The organism is Enterobacter sp. NFIX59 (assembly GCF_900113755.1).
GTDB classification, from domain to species: domain Bacteria; phylum Pseudomonadota; class Gammaproteobacteria; order Enterobacterales; family Enterobacteriaceae; genus Enterobacter; species Enterobacter pseudoroggenkampii.
Genome location: NZ_FOQN01000006.1, coordinates 188,023 through 206,478, shown reverse-complemented (window position 1 = coordinate 206,478; position 18,456 = coordinate 188,023). Strand labels below are relative to the sequence as shown.

Genomic DNA, 18,456 nt, shown 5'->3' with positions numbered 1-18,456 from the left:
ACCTGAAACTTGCTCATAAAAACATCATTTCCGAAAATATGTGTGCGTTCTCGCAGATAACTGCCTAATTTTGCGCAAGATCACTCATCCTCACGCATCCTCCCGGCAGAAAGCGACAGGGGATGAGCTTTTCCCCTCTGCCTGCTGGCACACTGGTCAAAAATGCCGCGACAGGAAAAAGGAATGAAACGCACCGCATTAGCCTTTCTGATGTTACCCGCACTGGCACATGCCGACTGGTCATCGCCGGGGTTTAGCGCATTTAGCGCCGAAGGCACCGGAGTCTTCACCAGCCAGGCAAAGCTTGCGAAGGGTACGCGTCCTCTTACGCTGAGTTTTGACAAGACGTGCTGGCAGCCCACAGGCGCGATAAAACTCAATGAGATGCTGTCGCTCAAGCCCTGTGACGGCACACCGCCGCAGTGGCGACTTTTCCGCGACGGCGACTACCAGATGCGGATTGATACTCGCTCCGGCACGCCCACCCTGCTGCTGACGATTCAGAGTGCCGCAGAACAGCCGGTTGCAAACGTCATCCGCCAGTGTCCAAAGTGGGACGGTAAGCCGCTGACGCTGGACGTCAGCAACACCTTCCCGGAAGGCACCGTGGTGCGCGACTACTACAGTAAACAGACGGCGACCGTACAAGATGGGAAAATCACCCTGCAGCCAGCCGCCAACAGTAACGGCCTGCTGCTGCTTGAGCGCGCCGAAACCGACAAGCCTGCGCCGTTTAGCTGGCAAAACGCCACCGTCTATTTTGTACTGACCGATCGCTATGTGAATGGCGACCCGGGCAACGACAACAGCTATGGCCGCCATAAAGACGGCATGCAGGAGATTGGCACCTTCCACGGCGGCGATCTCAAGGGGCTCGCCGGCAAGCTCGATTATTTACAGCAGTTGGGGGTAAATGCGCTCTGGATAAGCTCCCCGCTTGAGCAGATCCACGGCTGGGTAGGCGGTGGCACCAAAGGTGATTTCCCGCATTACGCCTATCACGGCTACTACACCCTGGACTGGACAACGCTCGACGCCAATATGGGAACTGAAGATGATTTACGCCAGCTTGTCGACGAAGCGCACAAACGCGGGATCCGCGTTCTTTTCGATATCGTCATGAACCACGTTGGTTATGCCACGCTGGCAGACATGCAGGAATATCAGTTTGGTGCTCTGTACCTGCAGGGTGATGAGCTGAAAAAGATGCTGGGAGAACGCTGGACGGACTGGAAGCCGGGCGCAGGCCAGACCTGGCACAGCTTTAACGACTACATCAACTTTAGTGACAAAGCCGCATGGGAAAAATGGTGGGGTAAAAAGTGGATCCGCACCGACATCGGTGATTACGATAACCCCGGCTTCGATGATTTAACCATGTCGCTGGCATTTCTGCCGGATCTGAAAACGGAATCCACGACGCCTTCTGGATTGCCAAACTTTTATCAACACAAACCCGATACCCACGCGAAGGCCATCAAGGGATATACCCCGCGCGACTACCTTACCCACTGGCTCAGCCAGTGGGTCCGTGACTACGGCATCGACGGTTTCCGGGTGGATACGGCGAAACACGTTGAGCTTGCGGCCTGGCAACAGCTGAAAGACCAGGCAAGCCAGGCGCTGGCCGCCTGGAAAGGGGCGAACCCGGACAAAAAGCTCGACAACGCACCGTTCTGGATGACCGGGGAATCCTGGGGCCACGGGGTGATGCAAAGCGATTATTACCGCCACGGTTTTGATGCGATGATCAACTTTGATTATCAGGAGCAGGCGGCAAAAGCGGTGGATTGCCTGGCCGATATGGATCTCACCTGGCAGCAGATGGCGGAGAAGCTGCAAAGCTTCAACGTGCTGAGCTATCTCTCATCCCACGATACGCGCCTGTTCCGCGAAGGGGGCCAGCGCGCAGCGGAATTGCTTCTGCTGGCGCCGGGCAGCGTACAAATCTATTACGGGGATGAATCCGAGCGTCCGTTCGGGCCGACAGGCTCCGACCCGCTGCAGGGTACCCGGTCAGATATGAACTGGCAGGACGTCACGGGCAAGCAGGCCCTAACCGTCGCCCACTGGCAAACGCTGGGGCAGTTCCGCGCCCGCCATCCGGCGATCGGTGAAGGCAAACAAACCACGCTGTCGCTGAAAGAGGGGTACGGCTTCGTACGCGAGCACAAGGGCGATAAGGTGATGGTGGTATGGGCAGGTAATCAGTAATTTTCCCCCTCACCCTAACCCTCTCCCCGCAGGGGGGAGGGCCGGGGTGAGGGGAAATCCCACCAGAACTATTCACTACACAAATCCAACTCTGCCCTATAAAACAACAAATCCGACCACATCACCCGATTTGCACCAGCACGGTGCTAGCGTTATGGTTACCCACTTTCAAAATAAGCTCGACAGATCACCTGCTATGACGTTTTCACTTTTCGGCGACAAATTTACCCGCCATTCAGGCATTACTCGCCTGATGGAGGACCTCAACGACGGGCTGCGCACACCGGGCGCAATCATGCTCGGCGGCGGAAACCCGGCTCAAATCCCGGAGATGACGACCTATTTCCAGACGCTGCTCGCTCAGATGCTGGAAAGCGGCAAAGCAACCGATGCGCTTTGCAATTACGACGGCCCGCAGGGTAAAACCGAGCTGCTGGCACTCCTCGCCGAAATGCTGCGTGACGAGCTGGGTTGGGATATCGAACCACAGAATATTGCACTGACAAACGGCAGCCAGAGCGCGTTTTTCTACTTGTTTAACCTGTTCGCAGGGCGTCGCGCCGACGGCACCACCAAAAAAGTGCTCTTCCCGCTGGCACCGGAGTATATCGGCTACGCTGATTCCGGCTTGGAAGAGGATCTGTTCGTCTCCGCGCGCCCGAATATTGAGCTACTGCCGGAAGGCCAGTTCAAATATCACGTCGATTTTGAACACCTGCATATTGGCGAAGAGACGGGCATGATCTGCGTATCGCGTCCGACTAACCCAACGGGCAACGTGATCACCGACGACGAACTGATGAAGCTGGATGTACTGGCAAATCAGCACGGCATCCCGCTGGTGATCGATAACGCCTACGGCGTACCGTTCCCGGGCATTATCTTCAGCGAAGCACGCCCGCTGTGGAACCCGAACATCGTCCTGTGCATGAGCCTTTCTAAGCTGGGTCTGCCGGGCAGCCGCTGCGGCATCATCATTGCCAATGAGAAAATCATCACCGCCATCACCAATATGAACGGCATTATCAGCCTTTCACCGGGCGGCATTGGCCCGGCAATGATGTGCGAAATGATCAAACGCAAGGACCTGCTGCGTCTGTCGAATGACGTGATCAAGCCTTTCTATTACCAGCGCGTTCAGGAGACGATTGCGACAATTCGCCGCTACTTGCCGGAAGAACGCTGCCTAATCCACAAACCGGAAGGGGCGATTTTCCTCTGGCTGTGGTTTAAGGATTTACCTATCACCACCGAACTGCTTTACCAGCGCCTGAAAAAGCGCGGCGTACTGATGGTGCCGGGCGATTATTTCTTCCCGGGTCTGGATAAGCCGTGGCCGCATACCCATCAGTGCATGCGCATGAACTACGTCCCCGATCCGGAAAAAATCGAAGCGGGTGTTAAAATTCTCGCCGAAGAGATCGAAAAAGCCTGGCGCGAAGGCAATTGTTAAATAATAAGGCTCTTCAAATGAAGAGCCTTATTTTTCCGTGATCTGAATCTTATATTAAGGATATATCCTGTAGCGTTTAATTTATCATCTCTCTTGAGTTTCCTTAGGAATATTCCTTTAATTTACGCCCACTAACTTCCCCGCCAATAATTAAGCATCAATTAAAGATCTTAACTTATTGTTATTTTGAAATAACCCCTGCAACACCGCAAAATACCTTATCAAGTCACTTTCATGCATATTTAAAAATACTGCATATACTCACTAATACGCCGCTCGGCGTTCTTTTGCGTGGAGTATTCATATGCTACCTAATAATGTTAGTCGCATCAGCGCTATTGCTGTTGCGGTACTGCTCGCGTTCTCTCTTTCTGCCTGTAGTGGAAGCGGTGGCGGCTCTCATCACTCAACGGCCAAAAATAACCCTGCGACGGGAAGCAGCAGCGGCTCAGGTGATGGAAGTGGCTCGACCGCGAGCAATGGCGGTTCGGGCAGCAACGGTTCGGGTACCGGGACGGGTTCAGGTACCGGGACAGGCGCTGGCGGCGGAACGGGTTCTGGTTCAGGATCGGGCTCAGGAGGCAATGGCAGCGGAGGAACCGGAACAGGCAACACGGGCGGTGGCGGAACCACTACCGCAGGCGCAAATACCATACTGGGTGATGCCGGTAAAACAGTAACCAGCGTCGGCTCTACGGTGGATGGTCTTGGAAGCCAGCTGCCGACAAATAATCCCGTCACGTCAACCGTTTCAACCACCGTCAGCGGTGTTGGCAGTGCCGTGTCCACCGTGGGGACAGGCGTCACGACTGGCGTTGGCGATCCAAACAACACGAACGGTGTGGGCACAACCGTTAAAGGCGTGACCACGTCGGTCACCTCCCTGGGCAATACCGTTTCAACGGTAGGCACGGGCCTGGCGAGCTCCACTTCCGGAACACCGGTCAGCGGTGTAACCGGCCTGACGGGCAGCGTGGTCAACAGTACCGGGCAACTGGTCAGTAACACCGGCACGGGTCTCACCAACACGGTAAGCAGCCCTGCGGTCACTCAGGTAACAACAGATACCACGACCGTGGCTAATAAGACGCTGGGCGGAGTACAGGGCGTGACGCAAAGCGTGGGCACCACGACGGGTCTCGGCACACCGGTCAACGGTCTGCTGACTCAGGTGGGTAACACCGTGAGCGGCGTGGGGACCAACGTCAGCAACAGTAATAGCGGGCTTAACGGCGCGGGTCAGGTCGTCCAGAACGTCGGCCAGACGGTGACGGATAGCGGCACGCTGGTTAAACCCGCCTCTTCGACAACGGGAGGAGGTTCAGGATCTCTCACAGCCAATGCAAACGTGGCGGCCACGAACAACAGTTTGGGTGCAACGGTCAATACGACCCTCAGTACCCTGACGTCGGGCGTTACGGCCACCGCAACAACACATTAGCCACCGGTCAAACAGTAATCTGCTTATTGTCATTCTGCGCCCCTGGTTCAGGGGCGCTTTATACGGCGATACTCCCCCTAACCGGGAATGATGAACAGGGATAGCGCGATGAAACACCACTTCCTTTTTTCGCTGACGGGGCTGGTTGTGCTGAGCATGGCCCGCGCCGATACACTGCCCTCTATTATTAACCCTGATAACCCGGCGCAAGTTTCGCGTAACGTTGCCCCAGAACAAACTGAGGCTGTCCCCCAGCCGAAAGTCAAAATAGAAAAACCGCAGTCAACGCTGACGCCTGAAACGCCCATTACCATTCATCACATTCAGTTTATTGGCGGAACGCGTTATCCCTTGCAGGAATTGCTTCAGCCCTTCAGGCCGTACGCCGGAAAAACCGTGCCGCTAGAAACGCTCACGGGGCTGGTAAATGATATTACGGCGCGCTATAAGGCCGACGGTTTTCCGCTCTCCTATGCCTGGCTGCCGGATGATAATTTCCAGCAGGGCAATATTAAAATTGTTCTGGTTGAAGGGTATGTCGCTCACAGCGACATCACCAGTAATAACCCTCATATCGCCGAGCGTCTTAAACGATTGTCAGAAAAAATCATGGCGGAAAAACCGCTGTCACAGGATACGTTCGATCGCTATAGCCAGCTGATGACCCGTACCCCTAACGTTCCGGTCACGGCCAACGCGCAGCTGCCAACCAATATTTATGGCGCGGCGGCAATGCAGATAACCGGTAATCAGGAGCGGAGCTGGAATATCGCCTCCACGATCGACACCCGTAAAGGGCAAGATTTAATGATGCTGAACGGCACGCTCAGCAACATGACAAGCTATGGCGATCAGCTTGGTGTGGCCACGCTTGTACCGTTAGATAGCAACACGCGAAAAAACTATGTCGGTCTCAACTGGCAGCAGTTTTTAAACGATGAAGGGCTGACCATGCAGCTAAAAGGCAGCTATTACCGTGAAGATCCGCGAGATTTTTCTCCCCTGCTCTCTTTGCCAAACAATATCAACGTCGATTCGAAGCAAAAAACAACGCAATACAACGGGGGCGTGACGTTTGGCTATCCCCTGCTGCTGACGCAAAAATCACAAATTAATCTGACCGGCGGTTTTGATTACACCGACCGCCAGGATGATTATGCCCTGCAGGCCAGACTACAGGGCAAAACCTATAGTCTGAACTCCGTCAACCAACACGCGCGTTATCCCGCGCTGGAAGTGGGCATTAATGGAGCACATCAATTCACAACCGCCAGCATCAGCGGCAGGCTCAACGTCCGTCAGGGTATTGATGCGATGGGTGCGGATATCGTCTCAGCCCCTAAACCCGATATGAATTTTACGCTCACGAAAAGCTATCTGGACGCAGCCTGGCTGTTTGCCGACAAATGGCGGCTATCAACGTCCTGGGAGGGAGACTGGTCAAATAACACGTTGCCGGAGCCCGAACGCGTTAGCTTCGGTGCCCAGCGCTTTGGCCGTGGATACCAGGACAGTGAAACAAGCGGTGATTACGGCTATGGCGGGCAGGTAGAACTGCGCTATATCCAGATGCGAAAAGAGAGCACCTGGCTTGCCACAATCCAGCCCTACATCCTGGCCGATACCGCGCAAACCTGGTTTAACACCTCCGGTTTGCCTCATCAACGGCTCGGGTCAGTGGCAACCGGGGTGATGATAGGCGATACGCGTCACTATAGCGTCACGGTGGAGGCGGCAAGACCCGTCGGGGATGTTCCGACAGACAGTCGCAACAGAGACTGGCGCTACAGTCTGACGTTCACGTGGAATTTCAATAAAATGCAGTAAGCTTTTCAGCCCGAATACTGGCAGGATCAACGCAGCGCAGCGCGTGGGTTGGACAGGCCTCCACGCAGGCCGGTCCGCCTTCGCGATGACTGCACAAATCACATTTCAGCGCCTGCGCTCTATTTCCCTCCAGACGAACCTGCATCGCCCCAAACGGACAGGCCACCACACAGCTTTTGCACCCAATGCAGCGCGTCTGCTCAACGAGCCAGGTGCCCGCCGTACGGCTGATGGCATGGGTTGGGCAGACGTTAGCACAGGGCGCGTCCTCGCACTGATGGCAACCCACCGCCGTAGTGTAGGCGTCCCCCTTCACCACCCGAAGGCGGGAGGTGAAAGTCTGTGCGGTGAAGTCGTCCTGATGCGCAACCGCGCAGGCCACTTCGCAGGTGCGGCACCCGATGCATTTTCCCGCATCCGCCATGATAAATCGGTTCATCAGTTACGCCTCGCGCACGTTAAAACCCAGCTCTTTTGAGATAGCCTCTGCCGTTTCGCGCAGCGGCTTGAGCAAGTTCTTCTCACCCACCTGCTTCATGCGCGACGTCGACAGCGAGATAGAGATCGCATACGGGACGCGGCCGTGGATATCAAACACCGGCACGGCAATACAGGAAACGCCCAGCTCGTTCTCTTCTTTGTCCATCGCCATGCTGCGATCGCGAATTTCCGCCAGCTCATCATACATCGCACTCAACTCAGTGATGGTGTTGCGCGTCAAAGGTTGGATCTGTTCCTGATGGCTCTCCCAGTAGCTCGCCACGTAATCCTGATGACCAAACGCCATGTAGATCTTGCCCATTGCGGAGCAGTAGAGCGGCATATGCTGGCCGATATAGGCGCGCGTGCGCAGCATACCGGTTGTCGGTTCGAGCTTGTAAATCAGGATCGCGTGGTCGTCTTCCCGGCTGGAGAAATTCACCGTCTCGCCGGTGGCAATGTTCAGCGCCTCAAGGTGCGGAGCGGCCACGTGAATGATATTCAGCGACGACAGGGCCTTTTGCCCGACGGCGATAAATTTGGTGGTCAGACGATAGCTGCCCGCTGCGGGTGCCGGGGTCACGTACCCGCACGACTGTAGCCCCTGCAGCAAGCGGTGCACGGTGCTCTTATTCAGCCCCGCCAGTTCCGATAAATGCGCAAGTGGACACCCGTTCGGATAGTTGCTGAGGATCTCAATCAGCATCAGGCCGCGAAACAAGCTCTGGCTGCCTGCTGGCCTCTCTTTCTCTTGCGTCATTTCGCTCTCTTTCATGCTCATTACATGGCTCCTGTTTAGCGCGTCCTGATGGTAGCGCAAAGTGTGGGTCAGTTCACGATCTCAACAGAAAAAACACAACCAGTTGATTTTAATCGATTTTGAAAAACATGAATGTCGTTGATCTGACAAAATTTGATCGCTATATTTGAAATCAGATTTCGCATAGTGAAATTTAGCGATAAAAAAGCACTCGCACTTGCCCTTAAAAGAACAGGAGAACAGGGATGAAAGTGACCTTCGAAGAGTTGAAAGCGGCGTTTAATCGGGTTCTGCTCGATCGCGGCGTGAAAGCGGAAACCGCAGACGCTTGCGCCAACATGTTCGCTCGCACCACGGAGTCCGGCGTCTATTCGCATGGTGTGAACCGCTTCCCGCGCTTTATTCAGCAGCTTGATGCAGGCGATATCATTCCCGACGCTCAGCCCAAACGGGTGATGACATTAGGCGCCATCGAACAGTGGGATGCCCAGCGCTCCATTGGCAACCTGACGGCGAAAAAGATGATGGATCGCGCCACCGAGCTGGCGTCCGATCACGGCATTGGTCTGGTGGCACTGCGTAACGCGAACCACTGGATGCGCGGCGGCAGCTACGGCTGGCAGGCGGCGGAGAAGGGCTACATCGGTATTTGCTGGACCAACTCAATTGCCGTGATGCCCGCATGGGGATCAAAAGAGTGCTGCATCGGCACCAATCCGCTGATCGTGGCTATTCCCTCTAACCCGATCACCATGGTCGACATGTCGATGTCAATGTTCTCCTACGGCATGCTGGAGGTGAATCGCCTGGCCGGGCGCGAGCTGCCGGTCGATGGCGGCTTTGACGACGAGGGCAATCTCACCCGAGAGCCAGGCGTGATCGAGAAAAACCGCCGCATTCTGCCCATGGGCTATTGGAAAGGGTCCGGCTTATCCATCGTGCTCGACATGATCGCCACCCTGCTCTCCAACGGATCTTCCGTCGCGGAAGTGACCCAGGACAACAGCGACGAGTATGGCGTGTCGCAGATCTTTATCGCCATCGAGGTGGATCGCCTGATCGACGGTCCAACCCGCGATGCCAAACTGCAGCGCATTATGGACTTCGTTACCACCGCGCAGCGGTCAGATGAAAACGTTGCCGTCCGCCTTCCGGGGCATGAATTCACGCGCCTGCTGGAAGAGAACCGCCGCGACGGCATCACCATCGACGACAGCGTGTGGGCGAAAATCCAGTCTCTGTAAGGAGTGGGCCATGATATTTGGACATATTTCCCAGCCAAATCCGTGTCGCCTGCCGCAGGGGATTGAAAAAGCGCTTAATTTTCTGCGCACGACGGATTTCACCACCCTGGCGCCAGGCGTAGTAGAAATTGAAGGTCGCAACATTTTTGCTCAGGTTCTCGACCTGACGACAAAGGAACCGCACGTGAACCGCCCGGAAGTGCACCGCCGCTATCTGGATATTCAGTTTTTGGCGTGGGGTGAAGAGAAAATCGGTATCGCTATTGATACCGGCAATAACGAAATAAGCGAATCATTGCTGGAACAGCGCGATATTATTTTTTATCACGACAGTGAAAATGAATCGTTTATCGAAATGATACCCGGCAGCTATGCCCTATTTTTCCCGCAGGATGTACACCGTCCTGCCTGTATTAAAAACAAGGAATCCGCAATTCGTAAAATTGTGGTGAAAGTGGCAATCAGCGAATTAGATTAATTTTCTGATAAATACAGGAATGCGAAATGACCAACACCGGTTTTATTATTGGTGCGTACCCCTGCGCACCCTCGTTTCACCAGAAAGGGGAACAAGAAGAACAAACCTTCTGGCGGGAACTTTCCGACACGCCGAATATTCGCGGGCTGGAACAGCCGTGCCTTGAAAATCTTCATCCTCTTGGCGACGAATGGCTGTTCCGCCATACGCCGGGTGAATGGCAAATTGTGGTCACGGCAGTGATGGAAACCATGCGCCGCCGCGGTATCAACAGCGCATTTGGCCTGGCGTCAGCTGACGAAACGCAGCGTAAAGCATGTATAGACTTTTACCGGCATCTGCACCAGAAAGTTAACGCCGTGAACGCCCGTTATCCGGGCAAAGTGATAGCCCTGGAAATGCAGGCAGCCCCGCAGGCGGGCAATGTTTCCGTCGAACAGGCCACCGAGGCGTTTTCCCGCTCCATCCGTGAAATTACAGGCTGGGACTGGGGCTGCGATCTGGTGCTGGAACACTGCGATGCCATGAACGGCCCAGCACCGCGCAAGGGTTTCCTGCCTTTAGAGCAGGTGCTGGAGGTGGTAAAAGAGACGGATATCAGCGTCTGCATCAACTGGGCGCGGTCGGCCATCGAAGGCCGTAACACCACCCTTCCGCTTGACCATGTTCAGGCCGCACTCAATGCCGGGAAACTGGGTGCATTGATGTTTTCGGGCACGACCACCCACGGGGAGTACGGAGAATGGCAGGATCTGCACGCGCCGTTTTCCTCATTCTGTGCCGACAGTTTGATGACAACTGAACACGCAAAATCACTCTTTACTGCGGCGAGCGCCGCAACGTTGAAATTCTCCGGTATTAAATTACTGGAAATAAATGCTAATGCTGATGTCAGCCATCGCATCGCCATTTTACGCGACGGTATCAGCGCAATGAATAAAGCAACGCAATAACAATAAGAAAATTTTATTCCGGTTACCTTACTGAGAGATTAACTATGAATATTTCTACTCATGCTCTACATGCGGACATTCCGCGCCAGCGCTGGCTAAGAATCATTCCTCCCATTCTTATCGCCTGCATTATTTCATATATGGACCGCGTGAATATCGCATTTGCGATGCCGGGTGGTATGGATGAAGAATTAGGTATTACCGCAACAATGGCAGGCCTGGCGGGCGGGATCTTCTTTATCGGCTATCTGTTCCTGCAGGTTCCCGGCGGCAAGATTGCCGTGCACGGCAGCGGCAAGAAGTTTATCGGCTGGTCGCTGGTTGCCTGGGCGGTGATCTCTGTGCTTACGGGTCTCGTGACGAATCAGTATCAGCTGCTGGTGCTGCGCTTCTTACTCGGCGTGGCGGAAGGCGGGATGCTGCCCGTTGTGCTCACCATGATCAGCAACTGGTTCCCGGACGCCGAGCGCGGTCGCGCCAACGCGATTGTGATCATGTTCGTGCCCATCGCCGGGATCATCACCGCCCCGCTGTCGGGCTGGATCATCACCGCGCTCGACTGGCGCTGGCTGTTCATTATTGAAGGTTTAATGTCCGTCGTTGTGCTGGTGCTGTGGGCGTTCACCATGTACGACCGGCCGCAGGAAGCGCGCTGGATTTCAGAGGCGGAGAAAAACTATCTGGTGCAAACGCTGGCGGCTGAACAGCAGGCCATCGCTGGCAAAGAGGTGAAAAACGCGTCGCTCGGCGCAGTGCTGTCCGACAAAACCATGTGGCAACTGATCGCCCTGAACTTCTTCTATCAGACCGGGATTTACGGCTACACGCTCTGGCTGCCGACCATCCTGAAAGAGCTGACGCACACCAGCATCGGTCAGGTGGGCATGCTCGCCATCCTGCCTTACATCGGGGCCATTGCGGGCATGTTCCTGTTCTCCACGCTCTCTGACCGCACCGGCAAGCGCAAGCTGTTTGTCTCCCTGCCGTTGATTGGCTTCGCGCTCTGCATGTTCCTCTCCGTAGCGCTGAAAGAGAGTACCTGGCTGGCCTATGCCGCACTGGTGGGCTGCGGGTTCTTCCTGCAATCCGCCGCGGGCGTGTTCTGGACCATTCCGGCGCGACTGTTCAGCGCAGAGATGGCGGGCGGCGCGCGAGGCGTGATCAACGCCCTGGGCAACCTCGGTGGCTTCTGTGGCCCGTATGCGGTTGGGGTGCTTATCACCCTGTACAGCAAAGATGCCGGCGTTTACTGCCTGGCCGTTTCACTCGCCCTGGCGTCGCTGTTGGCTCTGCTGTTACCGGCGAAATGCGATGCCGGCGCAGAGCCCAATCCCACGGTGACTCCGCATAAACGTGCGGCCTGATGCCCTCACCCCAGCCCTCTCCCACGGGGAGAGGGAGAAAACCGAACCGTAGGTCGGGTAAGCGAAGCGCCACCCGGCGAATAAGTGAGATGAAGATGAGTGAAAAAGAGCCCTTCTGGCTGGGTATCGATTGTGGCGGTACTTATCTGAAAGCCGGTTTATACAACAGCCAGGGCAAGGAAGTCTGTATCGAACGTCGCTCCGTTGCCACGCTCAGCCCGCGAGCGGGCTACGCCGAGCGGGATATGCATGAGTTGTGGCAGCACTGCCACGCTACCGTCGCCACGCTGCTCAAACATTCAGGCGTAAACGGCAACCGGATTAAAGGCGTCGGCATTTCTGCTCAAGGCAAGGGACTGTTTCTGCTCGATAAACAGGACCAACCGCTGGGTAACGCCATACTCTCCTCTGACCGCCGTGCGCTGGAGATTGTGCAGCGCTGGCAGCAGGATGGCATTCCCGAAAAACTCTACCCGCATACGCGCCAGACGCTGTGGACCGGGCACCCGGCCTCGCTTCTGCGCTGGGTCAAAGAGAATGAGCCGCAGCGCAATCAGCAGATTGGTAGCGTAATGATGGCGCACGACTATCTGCGCTGGTGCCTGACCGGCGTGAAGGGCTGCGAAGAGAGCAACATCTCCGAGTCCAATCTCTACAACATGAATACCGGGAAATACGACCCACAGCTTACGCGCTGGCTCGGCATCAGCGAGATTGACGGCGCCCTGCCGCCGATTGTCGGTTCAGCAGAAATCTGCGGGGAAATCACCGCTCAGGCAGCCACCCTTACCGGTCTCGCGGCGGGCACGCCCGTCGTGGGTGGACTGTTTGATGTGGTTTCCACCGCGCTCTGCGCCGGACTGCAGGACGAGCACACGCTGAACGCCGTGATGGGCACCTGGGCCGTCACCAGCGGTATCGCCAGTACGCTTCGCGACAGCGAACCCTTCCCGTACGTCTATGGCCGCTACGTGCATCCGCAGCAGTATATCGTTCACGAAGCCAGCCCCACCTCGTCCGGCAACCTTGAGTGGCTCACCGCACAGTGGGGTGACATGTCGTTCAGCGAGATCAACCACGCCGTCGCCAGCCTGCCGAAAGCCGAAAGCGATGTGTACTTCCTGCCGTTCCTCTACGGCAGCAACGCCGGGCTGGAGATGACCAGCGGCTTCTACGGGATGCAGGCGCTACACACCCGCGCGCACCTGCTACAGGCGGTTTATGAGGGCGTGGTGTTCTGCCACATGACCCACCTCAACCGCATGCTTGAGCGCTTTTCTCAGGTGCAGGCGCTGCGCGTGACGGGTGGCCCGACCCATTCGGACGTGTGGATGCAAATGCTCGCGGACGTCAGCGGGCTGGCGATTGAGCTGCCGCAGGTGGAAGAGACAGGCTGCTCCGGCGCGGCGCTGGCGGCGATGGTGGGCACCGGTGTGTTCACCGACTTCCACTCAGCGCAGCGCGCGCTCAAACATGGCATCCGGGTCATCGAGCCCGACATGCGCGCCCATGCGGCCTATCAGCGCAAATATCACCGCTATCAGCTACTGATTTCAGCACTACAGGGCTATCACGCCCGAGTTAAGGAGAACAACCTATGAGCCGACCATTACTGCAGCTGGCGCTCGACCATACCTCTCTTCAGGCCGCGCAGCGTGACGTCGCGATGCTTGCCGATCACGTTGATATCGTCGAAGCGGGCACCATTTTGTGCCTGACCGAAGGGCTAAACGCCGTGCGCGCCCTGCGCGAGCAGTGTCCGGATAAAATCATCGTTGCGGACTGGAAAGTGGCCGACGCCGGAGAAACGCTGGCAGAACAGGCGTTTGGCGCGGGCGCGAACTGGATGACCATCATCTGTGCCGCCCCGCTGGCAACCGTTGAACGAGGCCACGAGGTGGCCCTGCGCTGCGGAGGTGAAATCCAGATGGAGCTCTTTGGTAACTGGACGCTGGACGACGCGCGCGCATGGCATCGCGTCGGCGTGAAACAGGCAATCTACCACCGCGGGCGCGACGCACAGGCGAGCGGTCAGCAGTGGGGCGAAGCGGATCTCGCGAAAATGAAAGCGCTCTCCGACATCGGTTTACAGCTTTCGATTACCGGCGGCATCACCCCCGCCGACCTGCCGCTGTTTAAGCAGATCAACGTTAAAGCCTTTATTGCCGGGCGCGCACTGGCTGGCGCCGTCAATCCGCCGCAGGTGGCGCAGGCATTCCATTCGAATATTCGCGACATCTGGGGAGCGTAACCATGCGTCAGCATCCGTTAGGGATTTACGAAAAAGCGCTGCCAAAAGATCTCTCCTGGCCCGAGCGGCTGGTACTGGCGAAAAGCTGCGGGTTCGATTTTGTCGAGATGTCGGTCGATGAAACCGACGAGCGATTATCGCGCCTCGACTGGCGCACCGCGCAGCGCGCCTCTCTGGTTGAAGCGATGCTGGAAACCGGGGTGTCTATCCCGTCCATGTGCCTGTCTGCCCACCGTCGCTTCCCGTTTGGCAGCCGCGATGAAACCGTGCGCCTACGCGCCCGCGAAATCATGACCAAAGCCATCAGGCTGGCGCGTGACTTAGGCATTCGCACCATCCAGCTTGCGGGTTATGACGTGTACTACGAAGAGCACGACGAAGGCACGCAGCAGCGCTTTGCCGACGGGCTGGCGTGGGCGGTAGAGCAGGCCGCCGCCGCGCAGGTGATGCTGGCGGTGGAAATCATGGATACCGCGTTTATGAACTCCATCAGCAAATGGAAAAAGTGGGACGACATGATCGCCTCGCCGTGGTTCAGCGTTTATCCGGACGTTGGCAACCTGAGCGCGTGGGGCAACGACGTCACCGCCGAGCTGACGCTGGGCATTGACCGCATTGCGGCTATTCACCTGAAAGACACCCAGCCCGTCACCGCGCAAAGCCCCGGACAGTTCCGCGACGTGCCGTTTGGCGAGGGCTGCGTCGATTTTGTCGGCGTGTTTAACACGCTGAATCAGCTGAACTATCGCGGCGCGTTTCTGATTGAGATGTGGACTGAAAAAGCAAAAGAGCCGGTGCTGGAGATTATCCAGGCGCGCCGCTGGATTGAAGCCCGTATGCAGGAAGGAGGCATGACATGCTAGACGAACTCAAAGCCGAGGTACTGGCAGCAAACCTGGCGCTGCCCGCCCACCAGCTGGTGACGTTCACCTGGGGCAACGTCAGCGCGGTTGACCGTGAAAGCGGCATGATGGTGATTAAGCCCTCCGGAGTGGAGTACGACGTGATGACGGCGGAGGATATGGTGGTGGTGAATATCGCTACCGGCGAAGTGGTCGAGGGAAATAAAAAACCCTCTTCAGACACGCCCACCCATCTTGCGCTGTACCGTCGTTATCCGGAGATTGGCGGCATCGTGCATACCCATTCGCGACATGCCACTATCTGGTCCCAGGCAGGACAGGATTTACCCGCCTGGGGCACAACGCACGCGGACTATTTCTACGGGGCGATCCCCTGCACGCGCCTGATGACCGCGGCAGAGATTGCCGGAGAATACGAATACCAGACGGGTGAAGTGATCATTAAAACCTTCGAGGAGCGCGATCTCAGCCCGATGCAGGTCCCGGCGGTGCTGGTCCACTCCCACGGCCCGTTCGCCTGGGGTAAAGACGCTGCCGATGCGGTCCACAATGCCGTCGTGCTGGAAGAGTGCGCCTATATGGGCCTGTTCTCTCGCCAGCTCGCGCCACAGCTTCCGGTTATGCAGCAGGAGTTGCTCGACAAGCATTATCTGCGCAAGCACGGGGTGAATGCCTATTACGGCCAGTGATCAGCCGGAATTGATATGCTCTTTACAGTACCGCCGTTTCCAGACGGCGGGTGTTAGCCCGGTATGCTTCGAAAAGATCTGCCGAAAATAGCCCACGTCATTAAAACCACACCGCGTTGCCACTTCGGTAAGCGAGGCAGAACCATCCAGCAACAGCTTTTCCGCCGCCCTGACGCGCTGGCGATGTATCGCCTCTGTCAGGGTTAAATGGAACGTCCGGCGAAATACGCGCCCGAGATAATCGGCATTGCAGTGCAACGCTTTTGCCAGCTGCGAGGTAGAAAGCGGTAAATGAAACTGCGTGCGAATAAGCTGTTTCGCCTTCCACGCCATTGCCGCACCGGCTTCATCTGCGTTATCTTCATAGCCTGATGAAATAGAAATTTGCTGCAAAATCAGTAATAAAATGATTTCCAGCGCCACGCTTCGCTGTAATTTCTCCTGCTCGCTCAGGAACTGGCGAAAAAGAGAAATTACATACTGTGCATCCCTCACGCGGCAGTGTTGTTCGATTGCCAGATTGGGCAACCGGTGCGAATGATGCTCAACCTCAAAATGCAGCCAGTAAAATTTAAGATCGGCCGGAAAGTCGCCCACGCCCACATGGCGTCGGTCTGGCCAAAGCAGCAAACTCTCTCCTGCTTTTACCTCAAATAACGTGCTTTCTTCCTGGATCGTTAATGTCCCTTTTTCGACAAAAATAATCTCCCACGACGTTAATTTTCGCGCAGGGTGGCGGCCCACGCCCCGGGAGATAAATAACCCGCCATTTTGGACCTTAATCGGAAGCGCTATGGATAATTCAAGCATGGATATTCACCATTCCGCTTTTATTGCCGTTGATATTCAATTTACGCTTTGATTATTAATCAATATTCGAATAACTGTCCGATCGGAATCACATTTTTATCATCAGGTCGGAATCGTCATCTTTTTATACTTTTCCCTTCCCTTGTTGGCCTTTCCGTTCGGTGCAGAATAAATGCGTACCTTGCACAAATACGATAATAAATTCGATTACCGAGGAGTTACTTCATGACTTCCACACCGATTACAGAATCAGACGTGACGCAAGGGGCAACAGAGGGCCGCTTGTCCGTGCGCGAAAAAATTGGCTACGGCCTGGGCGACGCGGGCGGGACGGTGATTACCTGCCTGATCATGAATTTTCTGACCTTTTTCTATACTGATGTCTTTGGCCTGACCCCTGCGCTTGTTGGCACGCTGTTTATTGCCCTACGTGTATTTGACGCCATTTCCGATCCGGTAATGGGCATTATTGCCGACCGCACGCAAAGCCGATGGGGTCGCTTTCGCCCGTGGCAGCTGTGGGTCGCCTTCCCGATCGGCATTATCGGTGTGCTGACCTTCACCGTTCCGGAAGCCAGCATGGGCGTGAAAATCGCCTGGGCATTCGGGACCTATCTGCTGTTGTCCGTCGGCTATACCGCCATCAACGTTCCCTACTGTGCGCTGATTAACACCATGACCACTCGCCACAACGAGGTGATCTCCTGCCAGTCCTGGCGCTTCGTGCTGTGCGGCGTGGCGGGCTTTTTGGTCTCCGTGGGCCTGCCGTGGCTGGTCGCGGAGTTGGGCCAGGGAGATGCCGCGAAAGGTTATCAGCTTGGCGTCGGCGTCCTGTGTGCCATCGCCGTGGTGATGTTCCTGTGCTGCTTCTGCTGGGTACGCGAACGTGTTCCGCTGGCGCTGATGGGGAAATTTACCCTGCGCGAGCATCTGGCCGGTCTGCGTAAAAACGATCAGCTGCTGCTGATGCTGGTGATGTCATTTCTGCTGATTAACGTCTTCAACATTCGCGGCGGCGGGTATATGTACTTCATCACATACGTGCTGCAGGGCAGTACCGCCTATACCTCGCTGTTTTTCACCATGGTGACTTTTGCCGCCATTCTGGGGGCGGTCATCGTCAGCCCGCTGTCGCGCCGTATTGATACCGTCAAACTCTATTACTACACCAACCTGGTGCTCGCCGCGCTCGCGGTGGGAATGTGGTTCCTGCCTGGCGGCCCGGCGCACCAGACGCTGTGGCTGATCGTCATTTTGAGCAACGGCGTCATTCTCGGGTTTACCCTGCCGCTGCACTTCTCGCTGATGGCGTTTGCCGACGACTATGGCGAGTGGAAAACCGGCGTGCGCTCTTCAGGGATGAACTTCGCCTTCAACCTGTTTTTCATCAAGCTCGCGTGGGCGTCCAGCGCCGGGATCATCAGCCTGGTGTTTATCGCCGTGGCCTACCAGCCCGGTGCGGGCAACCAGACGCCTGCTTCGCTGCAGGGCATCACCGCCATGGAGACGCTGCTCCCCGCCCTTTTCCATCTGCTGCTGGCCGTCTCTATCCGCTGGTGCAGACTCAACAACCCTATGATGTCGCGCATTGCTACCAACCTGCGCCAGCGTCACGTACCCTCCTGAGGA

Annotated in this window: 16 protein-coding genes; 13 read left to right on the top strand and 3 right to left on the bottom strand. The window is 56.3% G+C overall.

Features of this window, described 5'->3' with window-relative positions; genetic code table 11:
- The first annotated feature begins 183 nt into the window (after nt 1-183).
- The 4 genes from BM007_RS19300 (at nt 184) to BM007_RS19280 (ending at nt 6,935) form a co-directional block, all read left to right on the top strand.
- Nucleotides 184-2,214 (top strand): alpha-amylase, encoded by a 2,031-nt coding sequence (locus BM007_RS19300; RefSeq protein WP_090420439.1) that lies wholly within the window; start codon nt 184-186, stop codon nt 2,212-2,214.
- Between the two features lie 196 nt (nt 2,215-2,410).
- Entirely contained in the window at nt 2,411-3,667 is a 1,257-nt protein-coding gene (avtA, locus tag BM007_RS19295; protein WP_048992863.1) for a valine--pyruvate transaminase, read from the top strand.
- A 304-nt stretch (nt 3,668-3,971) separates the two neighbouring features.
- Entirely contained in the window at nt 3,972-5,108 is a 1,137-nt protein-coding gene (locus tag BM007_RS23460) for a collagen-like triple helix repeat-containing protein (protein ID WP_254780657.1), read from the top strand.
- A gap of 108 nt (nt 5,109-5,216) precedes the next feature.
- Nucleotides 5,217-6,935 carry a ShlB/FhaC/HecB family hemolysin secretion/activation protein gene (locus BM007_RS19280; protein ID WP_090420436.1) on the top strand — a complete coding sequence of 573 codons (1,719 nt, stop codon included), beginning with the start codon at nt 5,217-5,219 and terminating at the stop codon, nt 6,933-6,935.
- Here the strand turns inward: BM007_RS19280 and BM007_RS19275 are convergent.
- A complete protein-coding gene (locus tag BM007_RS19275) occupies nt 6,919-7,374 on the bottom strand; it encodes a 4Fe-4S dicluster domain-containing protein (protein WP_090420433.1) in 456 nt (151 codons plus the stop codon). The genes BM007_RS19280 and BM007_RS19275 overlap by 17 nt on opposite strands.
- Before the next feature lie 3 nt (nt 7,375-7,377).
- Nucleotides 7,378-8,196: an IclR family transcriptional regulator YiaJ gene (gene yiaJ / locus BM007_RS19270; protein WP_021242452.1), complete on the bottom strand. Its 819-nt coding sequence runs from the start codon at nt 8,194-8,196 to the stop codon at nt 7,378-7,380.
- A gap of 224 nt (nt 8,197-8,420) precedes the next feature.
- Between yiaJ and yiaK the strand changes: the two genes are divergently transcribed.
- From yiaK to araD, 8 genes are all read left to right on the top strand, one after another.
- A complete protein-coding gene (yiaK, locus tag BM007_RS19265; RefSeq protein WP_090420430.1) occupies nt 8,421-9,419 on the top strand; it encodes a 3-dehydro-L-gulonate 2-dehydrogenase in 999 nt (332 codons plus the stop codon).
- Nucleotides 9,420-9,429: 10 nt separating this feature from the next.
- Nucleotides 9,430-9,897: a YhcH/YjgK/YiaL family protein gene (locus BM007_RS19260; protein ID WP_090420426.1), complete on the top strand. Its 468-nt coding sequence runs from the start codon at nt 9,430-9,432 to the stop codon at nt 9,895-9,897.
- Nucleotides 9,898-9,923: 26 nt separating this feature from the next.
- Entirely contained in the window at nt 9,924-10,850 is a 927-nt protein-coding gene (locus BM007_RS19255; RefSeq protein WP_090420423.1) for a DUF4862 family protein, read from the top strand.
- 44 nt (nt 10,851-10,894) lie between these two features.
- The gene (locus BM007_RS19250) at nt 10,895-12,214 is read left to right on the top strand and encodes an MFS transporter (protein WP_090420420.1); all 1,320 of its coding nucleotides are present in this window, start codon (nt 10,895-10,897) and stop codon (nt 12,212-12,214) included.
- A 95-nt stretch (nt 12,215-12,309) separates the two neighbouring features.
- Entirely contained in the window at nt 12,310-13,815 is a 1,506-nt protein-coding gene (locus BM007_RS19245) for an FGGY-family carbohydrate kinase (RefSeq protein WP_090420476.1), read from the top strand.
- Nucleotides 13,812-14,465, top strand: coding sequence for a 3-keto-L-gulonate-6-phosphate decarboxylase UlaD (gene ulaD / locus BM007_RS19240; RefSeq protein WP_090420417.1), 654 nt, complete (start codon nt 13,812-13,814; stop codon nt 14,463-14,465). Before BM007_RS19245 ends, ulaD begins: the two co-directional genes overlap by 4 nt.
- Nucleotides 14,466-14,467: 2 nt before the next feature.
- Nucleotides 14,468-15,328, top strand: a complete 861-nt coding sequence (locus BM007_RS19235; protein WP_090420414.1) for an L-ribulose-5-phosphate 3-epimerase — start codon at nt 14,468-14,470, stop codon at nt 15,326-15,328.
- Nucleotides 15,322-16,017, top strand: coding sequence for an L-ribulose-5-phosphate 4-epimerase (gene araD / locus BM007_RS19230; protein ID WP_090420411.1), 696 nt, complete (start codon nt 15,322-15,324; stop codon nt 16,015-16,017). The genes BM007_RS19235 and araD overlap by 7 nt, the downstream gene beginning before the upstream one ends.
- Here the strand turns inward: araD and BM007_RS19225 are convergent, their stop codons facing one another.
- Nucleotides 16,018-16,827, bottom strand: coding sequence for an AraC family transcriptional regulator (locus BM007_RS19225; RefSeq protein WP_090420408.1), 810 nt, complete (start codon nt 16,825-16,827; stop codon nt 16,018-16,020). It abuts the gene before it with no gap.
- 225 nt (nt 16,828-17,052) lie between these two features.
- On the opposite strand from BM007_RS19225, the gene BM007_RS19220 reads away from it, so the two are divergent.
- Nucleotides 17,053-18,453 (top strand): MFS transporter, encoded by a 1,401-nt coding sequence (locus BM007_RS19220; protein WP_090420405.1) that lies wholly within the window; start codon nt 17,053-17,055, stop codon nt 18,451-18,453.
- Nucleotides 18,454-18,456: the final 3 nt, after the last annotated feature.

What these genes read in the sequence shown, in the direction of transcription:
- yiaJ (WP_021242452.1), bottom strand. Translation starts at nt 8,196, where the DNA reads ATGAGCATGAAAGAGAGCGAAATGACGCAAGAGAAAGAGAGGCCAGCA.
- BM007_RS19275 (WP_090420433.1), bottom strand. Translation starts at nt 7,374, where the DNA reads ATGAACCGATTTATCATGGCGGATGCGGGAAAATGCATCGGGTGCCGC.
- BM007_RS19245 (WP_090420476.1), top strand. Translation starts at nt 12,310, where the DNA reads ATGAGTGAAAAAGAGCCCTTCTGGCTGGGTATCGATTGTGGCGGTACT.
- BM007_RS19255 (WP_090420423.1), top strand. Translation starts at nt 9,924, where the DNA reads ATGACCAACACCGGTTTTATTATTGGTGCGTACCCCTGCGCACCCTCG.
- BM007_RS19250 (WP_090420420.1), top strand. Translation starts at nt 10,895, where the DNA reads ATGAATATTTCTACTCATGCTCTACATGCGGACATTCCGCGCCAGCGC.
- yiaK (WP_090420430.1), top strand. Translation starts at nt 8,421, where the DNA reads ATGAAAGTGACCTTCGAAGAGTTGAAAGCGGCGTTTAATCGGGTTCTG.
- BM007_RS19300 (WP_090420439.1), top strand. Translation starts at nt 184, where the DNA reads ATGAAACGCACCGCATTAGCCTTTCTGATGTTACCCGCACTGGCACAT.
- BM007_RS19220 (WP_090420405.1), top strand. Translation starts at nt 17,053, where the DNA reads ATGACTTCCACACCGATTACAGAATCAGACGTGACGCAAGGGGCAACA.
- BM007_RS19225 (WP_090420408.1), bottom strand. Translation starts at nt 16,827, where the DNA reads ATGCTTGAATTATCCATAGCGCTTCCGATTAAGGTCCAAAATGGCGGG.
- BM007_RS19280 (WP_090420436.1), top strand. Translation starts at nt 5,217, where the DNA reads ATGAAACACCACTTCCTTTTTTCGCTGACGGGGCTGGTTGTGCTGAGC.
- ulaD (WP_090420417.1), top strand. Translation starts at nt 13,812, where the DNA reads ATGAGCCGACCATTACTGCAGCTGGCGCTCGACCATACCTCTCTTCAG.
- araD (WP_090420411.1), top strand. Translation starts at nt 15,322, where the DNA reads ATGCTAGACGAACTCAAAGCCGAGGTACTGGCAGCAAACCTGGCGCTG.
- BM007_RS23460 (WP_254780657.1), top strand. Translation starts at nt 3,972, where the DNA reads ATGCTACCTAATAATGTTAGTCGCATCAGCGCTATTGCTGTTGCGGTA.
- BM007_RS19235 (WP_090420414.1), top strand. Translation starts at nt 14,468, where the DNA reads ATGCGTCAGCATCCGTTAGGGATTTACGAAAAAGCGCTGCCAAAAGAT.
- avtA (WP_048992863.1), top strand. Translation starts at nt 2,411, where the DNA reads ATGACGTTTTCACTTTTCGGCGACAAATTTACCCGCCATTCAGGCATT.
- BM007_RS19260 (WP_090420426.1), top strand. Translation starts at nt 9,430, where the DNA reads ATGATATTTGGACATATTTCCCAGCCAAATCCGTGTCGCCTGCCGCAG.